Origin of the sequence: Pseudoalteromonas sp. TB25 (genome assembly GCF_000497995.1) — a bacterium.
Lineage (GTDB): Bacteria > Pseudomonadota > Gammaproteobacteria > Enterobacterales > Alteromonadaceae > Pseudoalteromonas > Pseudoalteromonas distincta.
Window position 1 is genome coordinate 16,553 of sequence record NZ_AUTI01000396.1, and the last position, 12,842, is coordinate 29,394.

A 12,842-nucleotide genomic window follows, 5' to 3' on the forward strand; every position below is an offset into this window, starting at 1 on the left:
CATTGTCTAAAATGAGTGAGCGTTTAGCCCCACAGTTTTTCTAGATCGTAATAGCTACGTGCTTCGTTTTGCATCACGTGTACAACCACATCACCTAAATCAACCAGTGCCCATTCGCCGTCGCCTTCACCTTCATAACCTAGTGGCTCTGAATCTGCATGACGCGCTTCTTTTGCTAAGTGATCGGCAATTGACTGTACGTGGCGTTTAGAAGTACCAGAACAAATTACCATGTAATCTGTAATATCTGATGTTTCAGTTACGTCAATATGAACGATGTCACGCGCTTTCATATCGTCAATTTTGTCCATAGCAAAGGCGAGTAGTTGTTTTGAATCCAAGGTTTTGTCTCAATTTAAAAATTTAATGGCGCGCATTTTAACACGCTAGGAGTTTTTAAGCATCAATTTGATAGAGCTGATGCACTTCTATGTAATGACTCACTGCATCGGGCAATAGTTCATTCTTTTTATTACTTTTTTTTAGCTGCTTGCGAATTGTACTTGAGGCCGCATCGAGCATTTCGCCCGGTAAAAAATAAAGTTTACCTGCAAGTGAGTGTTTAAGTGCCGCTACTTCGCCAGCATTTGCGTGTTGCATATAGCTTTTGAGCTCACCTTTTACAGTGCAATGTTGAGCTGGGCGCTGGTACACCACAATATGGCAAAGCTGTGTTATTGCCTTCCACTCAAACCACTTATCGAGATTGTTAAACGAGTCCATACCAATTAAAAATAAAATAGGTGTAGTGGGGTGCTCTTTACGAAGTTCTTGCAAACTAAGTAGCGAATACGATGGACCAGCTCGGTTAAGCTCTCTTAAATCGAGTTCAAAATGAGGATAAGGTGCAATAGCTGCGTTTAGCATATTAATACGGTGCTGCGTACTAATTCCCGGAGCTGCTTTATGTGCAGGGAGTGCACAGGGCATAAAATAAAGCGTATCTAAATTAAACGCATTAACGCATTGCTGCGCCATATTTAGATGGCCTAAATGGACGGGGTCGAAAGTGCCACCAAAAATTGCGATCATTTAACACCCATTATTTATTAATTAACCGCGTGGCACGGCATAGGAATGTTGAGCGGCTGGCAAAATTTAATACAAATATGAGCAAGCGCTTGGTAAGGTGCAATTAAATTACCTTGCTTGTAACTGGCATCAAACAACGCAACATCACTGTTTATTTGTTCCAGTGTGTGCATATTTAAACGGTTAATTGCGTTTTGAACTGGACCTTGTTGGTTTTTCCAAATTGCTTTTTGTTTAAATAAATTTGCTATGGGTTCGCCATTTAATAAACCAAGTTGCACACTTATAAGTGTATTAAGCTCTTTGGTTATAGCCCACAAAATACTCACCACTTCGGTGTTATCGCTGGCAAGTTTGTTTAGTACTTTTATAGCTTGTTTAGCGTGGCCATTTAATAGTGCATCGCTTAAATCAAAAATATCAAACTTGGCTTGATTTAACAGCCCTTGCATAACTAGTTGCTGAGTAATTAATGCATTGCCGTGTAGTAGCGAGAGCTTTTCAAGCTCCTGAAAACAGGCTAATAAGTTGCCTTCAGTGGCATTTATTAAGCTTACTTTGGCGTCGCTTTGCATATTAAGTGATAAACGTTGGCATTGCTCATCAAGCCATCGTTTTACGTGAGAGCCCGTAAGTGGGTAGCAAGGTACGAACACGCCTAGTTTATCAAGGGCTTTAAACCACGCACCACGTTGTACTTCTTGACTGGCTTTAGCGCCTTTAACAATTAAAATAGTATCGGGATTAACCAGCTCAACTACTTTTTTAAAGGTATTGCTGCCAATAACGCCTGGCTTTTGTTGGTTTAAATCAAGCTCAATAATAGTGCGGGCGCTAAACAGCGACATGCTCTGATACTGGGCTATGATTTCTTGCCAATCGAATCCTTGCATTAAAGTAAACTTAATTACTTCATCAAAACCTTGTTGCTTAGCACAGTCGCGAATTTGTTGTACGCACTGCGCTTCTTGAAAAGGCTCTTCACCAAATACTAAATAAAAGGGCTTTAGCCCTTTATTTAATTCACTCGGTAGTTGATTAGCATAGCAGCGCATTATAGTTGCGACAGCTCTCTAACAATACGACGACTGGCTTGCTCACGAATCTCGCTAATGAGTAGCTCAAGCTCTTTTGCTTTTGCTAATGCATGATCCGGATCGTCTTGGTAATTACGGTAAAGCTCAAAACGTTTTTCTATCGCTTTTTCGCCAGGGAGTTTAACTACATACGACACGCCATAAGCAAGTTCGTATTCAGCAACCTGACCATTTTGAAACAGCGAAAGAGTTTGGCGTTCAATACTTTCTTTGCGTAAATACAATTGGGCTTTATCTTTAGCTGACGATACTAGCTCTACGTTACTCGCTTTAAGCTCTTTTTTAAGCTCAGTAAATAAAGTCGATTTTTCATCATCGCCTACAAGTGTTAGCTGTTTTAAGTTATCAGGCAAGCTAGAGGCTTTTTTTAAATGAAAGCCACAGCTTGATAACAAAAAACAGACTAGCACTAAGGCTAGTCCATTTTTAATGGCGTTAAATGCAGCCATATTAGTTAGCTACCACGTTAAGTAGTTTACCTGGAACGTAAATGATTTTACGAATAGTTGCGCCATCCGTAAATTTAGTTACGTTAGATTCTGCAAACGCAAGGGCTTCTACTTGCTCTTGAGTGGCATCAGCTGCCACTGTTAACTTAGCGCGAAGCTTGCCGTTTACTTGTACGATGATTAGTTTTTCATCTTCAACAAGAGCCGACTCGTCAACTTTTGGCCACTGCGCATCTAAAATCTCGCCTTCTTTACCAAGCTCTTTCCAAAGCTCATGTGATAAATGCGGAGTAATAGGTGCAAGCATAATAACTAATGCTTCAAGTGCTTCGTTAGCAATCGCTACATCTTGTTTGTCGCTCAGTGGTGCTTTTAATAACTTATTAGAAAGCTCCATAATGGCTGCAATAGCGGTGTTAAAGGTTTGACGACGTTCAACATCATCAGTCACTTTAGCAATTGCTTTGTGTAAGTCGCGACGTAGTACTTTTTGCGGGTTAGTGAGCGCTGATTTATCAAGTGCTTGGTAACCTACTGTTTTAACATCTACTGCGTATTTCCATACACGTTTTAAGAAGCGATGTGCGCCTTCAACACCTGAGTCTGACCATTCAAGCGTTTGCTCTGGTGGTGCTGTAAACATCATAAATAAACGCACTGTATCTGCACCGTATTGGGCAATTACTTGTTGTGGGTCTATACCGTTGTTTTTAGACTTCGACATTTTACTCATGCCTGATGAGAATACCGGCTCACCGTCTTCTTTATGCCATGCTTTAGTTACGCGGCCCTTGTCGTCGGTTTCGGTATTTACATCGCTTGGCGAAATCCATACATCGCCGCCTTTTTCATCTTTACGATAAAATGTTTCAGCAAGCACCATACCTTGACAAAGTAAGCGGTCGAACGGCTCGTCTGAATTTACTAAACCAAAGTCACGTAATAATTTATGGAAAAATCGCGAGTACAATAAGTGTAAAATAGCGTGCTCAATACCACCAATGTATTGGTTTACTGGTAACCAATAGTTAGCAGCCGCTGGATCTAGCATGCCTTCGTCGTAGCGTGGGCTACAGTAGCGTGCGTAGTACCAAGATGATTCCATAAAGGTGTCAAACGTGTCAGTTTCGTGAAACGCAGGTGCGCCATTTACTGTTGTTTTAGCCCATTCAGGGTCTGCTTTAAGAGGTGACGTTACACCATTCATTACCACATCTTCTGGTAAGCGAACTGGTAGCATATCTTCTGTTGCTGCAAGTTCTTTGCCTTCTTCGTCGCTAAGCATTGGGATTGGAGAGCCCCAATAACGCTGACGGCTCACACCCCAGTCACGTAGACGGAAGTTTACTTTACGCTCCCCAACACCGAGTGCTTCAAGCTTGTCGGCAATGGCTTTAAACGCGGCGTCAAAATCAAGACCATCAAATTCACCTGAATTTACAAGTACGCCTTTATCGGTAAATGCTTCTTGCTCAAGGTTTACTTCAAGACCTGAGCCTTCAACCGGTGCAATTACTTGTTTAATATCTAGGCCGTAAGCCGTTGCAAATTCAAAATCGCGTTGGTCGTGTGCAGGTACCGCCATAACAGCGCCTGAGCCGTAATGCATTAATACAAAGTTAGCGACCCAAATTGGTACTTGCTCGCCCGTTAATGGGTGAGTTGCGTAAAAGCCTGTTGCTATGCCTTTTTTCTCCATTGTTGCCATGTCTGCTTCGGCAATTTTGGTGTTTTTGCATTCTTCAACAAACATTGCAACAGCATCGCTATTTTTAGCGGCTTCTTGTGCAATAGGGTGACCACCAGCAACAGCAACATACGTCACACCCATAAAGGTGTCTGGACGAGTTGTGTATACACTAAAAGTTTCGTCGTTATCGGTGCGTTTAAATTCAATATCACACCCTTCAGAGCGGCCAATCCAGTTACGCTGCATTGTTTTAACTTGCTCTGGCCAATCTTCCAACTTGTCTAAATCGTCAAGTAGTTCTTGTGCGTAGTCGGTAATTTTAATAAACCACTGTGGAATCTCTTTTTGCTCAACCACAGCGCCTGAACGCCAACCGCGACCGTCAATAACTTGCTCGTTAGCTAATACTGTTTGATCCACTGGATCCCAGTTAACCGTCGACATTTTTTTATACACTAAGCCTTTTTCGTAAAGCTTAGTGAAAAACCACTGCTCCCACTTGTAGTATTCTGGATGACACGTCGCAATTTCGCGATCCCAGTCATAACCAAAACCTAATTGCTTAAGCTGTGTACGCATGTAGTCAATATTTTCGTATGTCCACTTAGCAGGTGCTGTTTTGTTTTTAATAGCAGCGTTTTCTGCAGGTAAACCAAACGCATCCCAACCCATAGGTTGCATTACGTTTTTGCCTTGCAGGCGCTGGAAACGAGAAACAACATCACCAATGGTGTAGTTACGTACATGACCCATATGCAGTCGACCACTCGGATAAGGAAACATAGAAAGGCAATAATACTTTTCTTTGCTCTCATCTTCAGTGACTTTAAATACCTGGTTTTCTTCCCAGTAGCTTTGTACTTTTGACTCTATATCTTGCGGGTTATATTGCTCTTGCATCTATGGTTCCAGACTTCTTGCAAACTAATAAAAAATTGACATTAGGATACCCCAAATAAAGTGCTATTCACAGCGTCAAAAACGCGGTTTTGATAAATTCTAACCTTCAGTTCAGGTTAACCTATACTTATCTAAGTTATAGGGTGATTTAACAGCAATTTTGAAGGAGTAAAAAATGGCAGATTATAAAGCATGGCTTGGCGATTTAACCAAATGGCTAAAAGATGTAAAAGATCATGAAGTAAAAGACGCAGTTACTCGATTTGTTGAATCTGAGCAGGCACTTAAAGATTTAGGGCAAGAAAGATACGCTTTATATAAAAGTTATTTACAGCGCGATATAGAACATGTCCAAGAAAACGAATCGCACTATAATTCGCTTGCATGGCAAGAGCTTAAAGAGTCCTTATGGTTTGAGCTTTCGCACATAGAAGATAAAACTCAGCTTGAGTGGCAATCTCTTAGTCAAGATTTTAAGCACAATGGTGTGTATCACGCAGGCGAATGGATAGCCATGGGCACATTAGTATGTAAGAATTGCACCCATAGTTACGATGTTTATCACGCGACACAAATTACACCGTGTATTGAATGTGATGGAATCTATTTTAGTCGTAAGGCGCTGCACCCTTAAATATAATTATTAAGTGGCTGCGGGCCACTTAATACGCCCAAAGGCCAGCGAATATGTTGGTAAAAAAAGAAGTTAGAATGACGAAAAAATTGCTGCCACTATCTGTTTCAAAGCTCGCACCGAGTATTTCTACTAATCACGTACATACGTGTATGAGCAATCCATACCCCGAGCAACTAACATTTATAGGCCAACAACGCGCCCAAAGTGCCTTAGATTTCTCTTTAGGGATGGAACTACCTGGTTACAACGTTTATGTAATGGGCGAGGCTGCCCATGGGCGCTTTACGCTTGTTAAAGATAAACTTAAGCAACACGCAAAAGACCGCCCAACACCAAACGAATGGTTATACGTAAATAATTACGATGATCACAGAGAGCCTATCGCGCTGTTTATGCATGCAGGTCAAAGCAAGCAACTTAGTGACGACATAGATTCATTTTTAGATGAAGTACTCGACACATTTCCTGCTGCATTTGATAACCCAGGATACCAACGCAAAAAAAAATCAATCGACCGTGAATTTAACGATGCCTACGACAGCGCTATTACTGCAGTAGAAATTGCGGCATTTGAGCAAAGTGTTGCATTAGTCGAAGAAAAAAATTCAGTTGGGTTTGCACCGCTTGTAGATGGTAAACAATTAAGCGATAGCGAATTTGGCGAACTTGAAGAAACGTTACGCGAAGAGTTTTTTGAAAAAATTGAAAAGCTAGAAGATGCATTAATAGAAGCGTTAATTGAGCTGCCACGCTGGAAGCGCGAATCAAAAGAAAAACAGCGTAATCTTAAAAAGTCGACTGCAGAGCAGGCCACAAAACCGCTTTTAAAAGACTTAGAACATAAATATGCAACTCATATTGGTGTACTGCGTTATTTAAAAGATATACGCGTTGAAATTATAGACGCGGTACTTGAGTGGCTCGATGACGAAGACGAAAGCGAAGAAAGCAAAGAAGACTTTGATCGTAAAGGCATGCTTACCGACTTTTTTGCACCTAATATTTTAGTTGAGTTTAAAGAAGACGATGCAGCACCCGTGGTGTACGAGCCCAATCCAACATTTGGTAATATATTTGGTAAAATTGAGTATTCCACATCGCAAGGGTCTTTAATTACCAGTTATCGCTCTATTCAGCCGGGAGCATTGCACCGTGCTAATGGCGGTTATTTAATTATGGATGCTGAAAAGGTAATGGCTAACCCTCAAGTGTGGGATGGTTTAAAACTTTCGCTAAAAACGCATCAAATTAAAAACGACTTACCGTATCAAGATAGCTCAGTAGGTAGTAGTTTTACACTTCGCCCGCAGCTTATACCGCTTGATGTAAAAATTATTTTATTAGGCTCGCGCGAACTGTATTACACCATAGGTGAATACGATGAAGAGTTTGCAGAGTTATTTAGAGTATTAGCTGACTTTGATTACTACTTACCAAGTAGCGATAAATTACAGTACCAATTTATAACTAAAGTTACCGAGTACTGCGAGCAAACATTAAAGTGCACTACCACACAAGCAGCTATGGTGCGTTTACTTAAGTTTAGCTACCGCCAAGCAGAGCATCACAATAAGCTTTCTGCGCGCTTTGCTGATGTACTTGAATTAGTTGCAGAGGCAAGTTACTACGCAAAACAAGATAAATTAACTGTTGTAGATGCGCATCATATTGATGAAGCCATTGAAGGTAAGCAATACCGTACCGGCCAAATTAGTGAAAACATGCTAAGCGATATAAAAGAAGGTCACACACTTATTGCAACCGACGGCCAAGCCATTGGTAAAGTAAATGGTTTAACCGTATTACACATTGGCGATACCTCATTTGGTACCCCTGCGCGTATTACGGCAACGGTTTATGCTGGCGCCGATGGCGTAATAGATGTTGAACGTGAAGCCGAGCTTGGTAAAGCAATTCACTCAAAAGGGGTAATGCTACTTACCGGTTATTTAGGTAATAAATACGCGCAGCACTTTAGCTTAACGCTTAGCGCTAATATCGCTATTGAGCAAAGCTACGGTTATATAGATGGCGATAGTGCATCTTTGGCAGAGTTGTGTGCGCTTATTTCGTCTATTACAAGCCTACCTATTAGCCAATCAATTGCACTGACAGGCTCTATTAACCAACATGGTGATGTACAGGCTATTGGTGGCGTAAACGAAAAAATAGAAGGCTTTTTCAAACTGTGTAAAATGCGTGGCTTAACAGGTTCGCAAGGCGTTATCATTCCTAAATCAAACCAAGTTAACTTAGTGCTTGATGACGAAATACTTAATGCAGTTGAAGCGGGTAAATTTAATATTTACGCAGTTGAAACCGTAGACCAAGCGCTTAACCTGCTAATGGATATAGAAGCTGGCGATATTATTGATGACCAGTATCCAGAAAACTCAGTAAACGGAATTGCGCTTGCTCGCCTTAAAGAAATTGCCGACATAGTAAATGGCGATAACGATGACGAAAAAGACGAAGAACTAGATAACGAAAAAGGTTAATAATGATCAATATAATTTTGGCGGTGGTTATCGCCATTTTTTGTTTTTTAATATTTCAAAATAGTAAAAAAGCAAAACAACAAGCAGGCATAAATGCACAAATAGGGGCCGATTACTTAGCCGCTAACGCAAAAGTAGAAGGTGTAGTAGAAACAGCTTCTGGCTTGCAGTACAAAATAGTACACAAAGGTGAGAGTGAAAACACACCAAGCCCAACAAGTATGGTTAACGTGCATTACCACGGCACACTAATCGACGGCACGGTGTTTGACAGCTCAGTAGAGCGTAAAACACCGATTAGTTTTGGCTTGCACCAAGTGATTAAAGGCTGGACTGAGGGCTTACAACTGATGAGCCCAGGCGATAAATACATTTTTTATGTACCGCACCAACTTGCCTACGGTGAAAAGCGAGTAGGGAGTATTCCTCCTGCCTCAGTACTTATTTTTGAAGTAGAGTTACTGGCAATTGAGTCTTAGGGATTAAATAACAAGGAAGTAAATTATGAATAAAGATGAATTACTTAAAATAGCCAAAGGTGATATTAACTTTACCTTTCAATCTATTATTTATGCATTAGCGCTATGCTTACTAGTTGCAGCTGTTTTTTTACTAGAGATGAGCGTTAACCTACAAATGGGTTTAATAGTTTGTATTATCGGTGTGTTTGGAATGACTATTTATAATAATTTAAATACTCGTCTAAATGCGGCGCTTGCACTTATTGCGCTCTCACAAGATAACCAAAGCACTAAGTAAGCAATGAGTTAGTTTAATAAATTGGTATAAGCCCTACTTTAATAAAGTGGGGCTTTTTGCTAGTAGGGCTAAATAGTACACCGAAAGTAGCGCAACCATTCGCGCTCATGATTACACCGCTCAATGCCAAAGCTTGCTGCTTGATTAGCTTTTAAACTCAATTTTACCCACTTCAAGTTTAAACTTACCTTCTTGCTTACCTGCAATCATAAAGCCTAGCTGTTTTATATCGTCAAAATCAATAATCGGTTGTTGCTCAAGCACGCGGCCGCGATACGTTAAAGTAAAATCACTCGGAGCAAAGTTTATATCTACCCATTCATTTTTTACTGTTTTAAATGAGTGGGTGTACGCTGCGCCATCAAGGTAATTGGTAGTTCTGAGCCTGAGCTGATAGATTTGTCCATCACCTTTAACACGCAGCGCTATAGCTTTAGTATTTTGGCTTTGTGTATTTAGCTCTGTACGTATTGATGCAAAACCGCCGTTATTATCAAGCGAAACATTGCCTGTAAAAAGCAAACTTTCTTGAGTTTGTGTTACTTGGCTATTAGATACACCGCCCATTACTGAGTCGTTAATAACGTACCAGCGCTGGTTTGCATTCGCTTGTGCACTTACAACTAATAAATTAAATACAAAAAGTGATGATAGTTGTTTGGTGATCATGGCTTACTCCTAAGTACTTTAAGCTTATCAATACGGATAAACATATTATTTGTTCACTTATTTAAAGCTAATTATTTTTACGGCTCCATTTTTTCATGATTTTTTCAAACATAATTTCTTTATCAGTTTTATCCTCAGGGCAGGGTTTACCGCTACCTTGAGGCATGCCATTACTACCAAATACGGTTGAAGTATCAATTAAATAGCATTTACCGTTAAATTTTTCTAATCGTCGTGTGCCTGTTGTATTTTGGCTAATAACTTCTGAATTATCAGATTTTACTGGCGTTTTAATTGTGGGCTTATTGTTTATCTCATCATTTTCAGAGCTTTTATCTTCACCAAAGGAGACCATTTTTTTATGAGTCATATTATTTACAGGAGAGCCAAATAGCGGCGCGTATGGATTTAGCTTTTTAAATGTTTGAGAAGCTTTTGTTGTAGGCTCTGAAGGCGCGGCTACCAGGGGTTCAACAGGTTTTACAGGGGCTTTTTTAAGCTCTGTTTGTGCCTTTGGTAACGTGATGGTTTTGGCTTGCGTTTTTTTAGTTACCCTTACTTTGGCTTTTGTAGAATCTTTTTTTATAGGTGTAGTGTTAGAGGTTGCTGAATTTGGTGCATCAGTTTTAGTGTTTACAGGTTTTATATCAGGCGCATTGGTTGTTGTAACAACTGAGCTTGGCTTAGGTAGGCTTGCTAAATTAACCGTAACATAGGCCTGTATTATTGCGTTTTTTTCCTCCTTTGGCGGCGCAACTTTAATAGATTGCGAAAACAAAAAGTACAACACAATAGCGTGTATACACAACGAGATAACCCACGGCCATGCATTCCCTTTATTCACATCAAACCCTCAACTTAATAGTGCTGTTAAGAGTCAACAAAATACATTTAGTTCACCTAAAGTTAATGTGTTTTACTTTGTGGCTTTATTGCAGATACAACAAAACTATTTTGCAGTTTTTGTTGTTTTTGCATGTGCTTGGTTACGTTATTATGAGCGCAATCAAACTTAGGAGGCATTATGACATTACTTTTTGAACCAATAGAACTTGCAGGTAACACATTAAAAAACCGTATTGTTATGCCCCCAATGACTCGCTCGCGTTCAACGCAGCCTGGCGATATAGCTAACGACTTAATGGCAACATATTACGCACAGCGCGCAAGTGCCGGACTAATTGTAAGCGAAGGCACACAAATTAGTGAGCTTGGTAAAGGTTACGCTTGGACTCCGGGTATTTATTCAAATGAGCAAGTTGCAGGCTGGAGTAAAGTAACAAGCGCAGTACATAGCGCTGGTGGAGTGATGTTTGCTCAGCTTTGGCATGTTGGCCGTGTTACCCACAGTGACAACACTGGTGGCGTGCAGCCTATTTCAGCATCGGCCATTGCTGCAAAAGACGTAAAAGTATTTGTAGATACAAACGGCGCACCGGGGTTTGTAGACACCCAACTCCCACGCGAAATGAGCAAACAAGATATTACGCATGTCATAGGCGAATTTCGCCAAGCAGCTAAAAATGCAGTTAATGCAGGGTTTGATGGCATAGAGCTTCATGCTGCAAATGGTTACCTTATTAATCAATTTTTAGACTCAGAGTCAAATGCTCGCACCGATGAATATGGCGGCAGTGTGCAAAACCGCATACGCTTTTTAATTGAAGTGGTACATGCTGTTAGCGACGAAATTGGTAGCAGTAAAGTAGGCGTAAGACTTGCCCCGTTAACAACTCTTAATGGCACAGTAGACGAAAACCCTGAAGAAACTTACTTAGCGGTTTCTGAGGCATTAAATAAAGCCGGTGTAGGTTACATGCATATAGCCGAAGCCGATTGGGATGACGCACCTTTAATGAGTGTCGAATTTAAAAAATCGATTCGCAAAACCTACAGTGGAGTATTAATTTACGCAGGCAAGTACACCAAAGAGCGCGCAGACAAAGCACTTAGCGAAGGCTGGGCCGACATGATTGGCTTTGGTCGCCCGTTTGTATCAAACCCAGACTTACCAGCACGCTTAAAGCAAGGCAAGCCACTTAACAGCCACAACCCCGACACTTTGTTTGGTGGCGCAGAACAAGGCTACACCGATTATCCAACGGTATAATTGCTAGTAAGTAATTAACATTGAGTAAAAACATGAAGGGCTGCATTTTATGTAGCCCTTTTTTTGTGCATTGATTCTAATAGCTTTACCTTGAGCAAAAAATAAAAAACGCGTAAGTTAACCGGGTTACCTATTTTAATAACAAGAAAATAAATGAAAGCCACAGAAATAGAACAATTAGAATTATCAAATTCTGAAACCCGAGAAGTTATTACACCCTACGCTTTTAAAATTGACAGTGCTTTACTGGGCTTGCCTTTAGCTACACCTATTCAGCGTGCACTAGCGATTATTATTGATGTTGCACTGATATTTTTAGCGGCCAAGCTTAGCGCTGCTTTAATAGCGTTTGTTGCTGCAATGGCTTTTTATAAAGGTACGGCACAGCAATACCTTCCAAAAATGTCGAATGTGTGGCGAAGAATCTTAAAAATAACGGCAGCAAGTATTTTATTTGTAAGCGCACTTACTGTGCTTTCAATTGGCATTGATTACCTAGAAGACGATAACACTGATCAAGGTTTAGCTGTTCAGGGCGTAAAAATACAAGATGAAATACAGCTTACCGCCACAGAAAAACAACGGGTAAATACTTATTTAGCGCAAACAGCTGATGAAAGCTGTGAGCAACCTTGCCAACAAAACGCGTTTGATAATTTAATTGGGCAAGTTCCCAAATTAGCAGAAATGGACGACCTACAAAGCCCACAACTTGCTAGCGTACTTTTACAACTATTAGTACTCAGTGAAAATAAAGAAATAAAGCCTGCACAGTTAATAGAAGAAAAACCTGCACAAACAACCACAAACAGTATTTTGCAGTGGAGCAAGGGTATTATTCAAGACTTAGGCTTAGGTTTTGGCTGGGCTGCTGTTTACTTTACGTTGTTCTCGCTACTTTGGCGCGGCCAAACACCGGGTAAAAAGGTATGTAATATTCGTGTGGTTGCCTTAAGCGGTGAGCCATTAGGTTTATTAGATTGTTTTGGTCGCTACGGCGG

The 12,842-nt window shown here is 40.6% G+C and carries 13 protein-coding genes; 6 read left to right on the forward strand and 7 right to left on the reverse strand.

Annotated elements, in window-relative coordinates; translation table 11 throughout:
• Positions 1–23: 23 nt before the first annotated feature.
• From rsfS to leuS, 5 genes are read right to left on the reverse strand one after another with little or no spacing between them, the layout of a single operon-like run.
• Entirely contained in the window at positions 24–341 is a 318-nt protein-coding gene (rsfS, locus tag L652_RS0117580) for a ribosome silencing factor (protein ID WP_002958523.1), read from the reverse strand.
• Positions 342–396: 55 nt separating this feature from the next.
• On the reverse strand, positions 397–1,032 hold the full coding sequence (gene nadD / locus L652_RS0117585) for a nicotinate-nucleotide adenylyltransferase (RefSeq protein ID WP_024594705.1): 636 nt from the start codon (positions 1,030–1,032) through the stop codon (positions 397–399).
• 17 nt (positions 1,033–1,049) lie between these two features.
• Positions 1,050–2,087: a DNA polymerase III subunit delta gene (gene holA, locus L652_RS0117590; RefSeq protein ID WP_002958525.1), complete on the reverse strand. Its 1,038-nt coding sequence runs from the start codon at positions 2,085–2,087 to the stop codon at positions 1,050–1,052.
• Positions 2,087–2,578: an LPS assembly lipoprotein LptE gene (gene lptE, locus L652_RS0117595; protein ID WP_024594704.1), complete on the reverse strand. Its 492-nt coding sequence runs from the start codon at positions 2,576–2,578 to the stop codon at positions 2,087–2,089. Before lptE ends, holA begins: the two co-directional genes overlap by 1 nt.
• A gap of 1 nt (position 2,579) precedes the next feature.
• Positions 2,580–5,168, reverse strand: coding sequence for a leucine--tRNA ligase (gene leuS, locus L652_RS0117600; protein ID WP_024594703.1), 2,589 nt, complete (start codon positions 5,166–5,168; stop codon positions 2,580–2,582).
• 175 nt (positions 5,169–5,343) lie between these two features.
• On the opposite strand from leuS, the gene L652_RS0117605 reads away from it, so the two are divergent.
• The 4 genes from L652_RS0117605 to L652_RS0117620 all read left to right on the forward strand — a co-directional run bounded on the left by L652_RS0117605 (position 5,344) and on the right by L652_RS0117620 (position 9,062).
• Positions 5,344–5,802 carry a hypothetical protein gene (locus L652_RS0117605; RefSeq protein ID WP_002958528.1) on the forward strand — a complete coding sequence of 153 codons (459 nt, stop codon included), beginning with the start codon at positions 5,344–5,346 and terminating at the stop codon, positions 5,800–5,802.
• A 77-nt stretch (positions 5,803–5,879) separates the two neighbouring features.
• A complete protein-coding gene (locus tag L652_RS0117610) occupies positions 5,880–8,303 on the forward strand; it encodes an AAA family ATPase (RefSeq protein ID WP_024594702.1) in 2,424 nt (807 codons plus the stop codon).
• A gap of 2 nt (positions 8,304–8,305) precedes the next feature.
• Complete coding sequence (locus L652_RS0117615) at positions 8,306–8,782, forward strand: FKBP-type peptidyl-prolyl cis-trans isomerase (protein WP_024594701.1); 477 nt, start codon at positions 8,306–8,308, stop codon at positions 8,780–8,782.
• 25 nt (positions 8,783–8,807) lie between these two features.
• Positions 8,808–9,062 (forward strand): hypothetical protein, encoded by a 255-nt coding sequence (locus tag L652_RS0117620; RefSeq protein ID WP_002958531.1) that lies wholly within the window; start codon positions 8,808–8,810, stop codon positions 9,060–9,062.
• A gap of 144 nt (positions 9,063–9,206) precedes the next feature.
• Here the strand turns inward: L652_RS0117620 and L652_RS0117625 are convergent, their stop codons facing one another.
• Both L652_RS0117625 and L652_RS0117630 read right to left on the reverse strand, forming a co-directional pair.
• Complete coding sequence (locus L652_RS0117625; RefSeq protein WP_024594700.1) at positions 9,207–9,731, reverse strand: CIA30 family protein; 525 nt, start codon at positions 9,729–9,731, stop codon at positions 9,207–9,209.
• A 67-nt stretch (positions 9,732–9,798) separates the two neighbouring features.
• Positions 9,799–10,575: a hypothetical protein gene (locus tag L652_RS0117630; protein WP_024594699.1), complete on the reverse strand. Its 777-nt coding sequence runs from the start codon at positions 10,573–10,575 to the stop codon at positions 9,799–9,801.
• 180 nt (positions 10,576–10,755) lie between these two features.
• On the opposite strand from L652_RS0117630, the gene L652_RS0117640 reads away from it, so the two are divergent.
• On the forward strand, positions 10,756–11,841 hold the full coding sequence (locus L652_RS0117640) for an alkene reductase (RefSeq protein ID WP_024594698.1): 1,086 nt from the start codon (positions 10,756–10,758) through the stop codon (positions 11,839–11,841).
• Between the two features lie 153 nt (positions 11,842–11,994).
• The coding region (locus L652_RS0117645; RefSeq protein ID WP_024603581.1) for an RDD family protein at positions 11,995–12,842 on the forward strand (848 nt) is incomplete at its 3' end.

Bases quoted from the DNA above. Each gene is read 5' to 3' on its own strand.
- nadD (WP_024594705.1), bottom strand. From the start codon at position 1,032: ATGATCGCAATTTTTGGTGGCACTTTCGACCCCGTCCATTTAGGCCAT.
- L652_RS0117605 (WP_002958528.1), top strand. From the start codon at position 5,344: ATGGCAGATTATAAAGCATGGCTTGGCGATTTAACCAAATGGCTAAAA.
- lptE (WP_024594704.1), bottom strand. From the start codon at position 2,578: ATGGCTGCATTTAACGCCATTAAAAATGGACTAGCCTTAGTGCTAGTC.
- L652_RS0117625 (WP_024594700.1), bottom strand. From the start codon at position 9,731: ATGATCACCAAACAACTATCATCACTTTTTGTATTTAATTTATTAGTT.
- L652_RS0117615 (WP_024594701.1), top strand. From the start codon at position 8,306: ATGATCAATATAATTTTGGCGGTGGTTATCGCCATTTTTTGTTTTTTA.
- leuS (WP_024594703.1), bottom strand. From the start codon at position 5,168: ATGCAAGAGCAATATAACCCGCAAGATATAGAGTCAAAAGTACAAAGC.
- holA (WP_002958525.1), bottom strand. From the start codon at position 2,087: ATGCGCTGCTATGCTAATCAACTACCGAGTGAATTAAATAAAGGGCTA.
- L652_RS0117610 (WP_024594702.1), top strand. From the start codon at position 5,880: ATGACGAAAAAATTGCTGCCACTATCTGTTTCAAAGCTCGCACCGAGT.
- L652_RS0117620 (WP_002958531.1), top strand. From the start codon at position 8,808: ATGAATAAAGATGAATTACTTAAAATAGCCAAAGGTGATATTAACTTT.
- L652_RS0117640 (WP_024594698.1), top strand. From the start codon at position 10,756: ATGACATTACTTTTTGAACCAATAGAACTTGCAGGTAACACATTAAAA.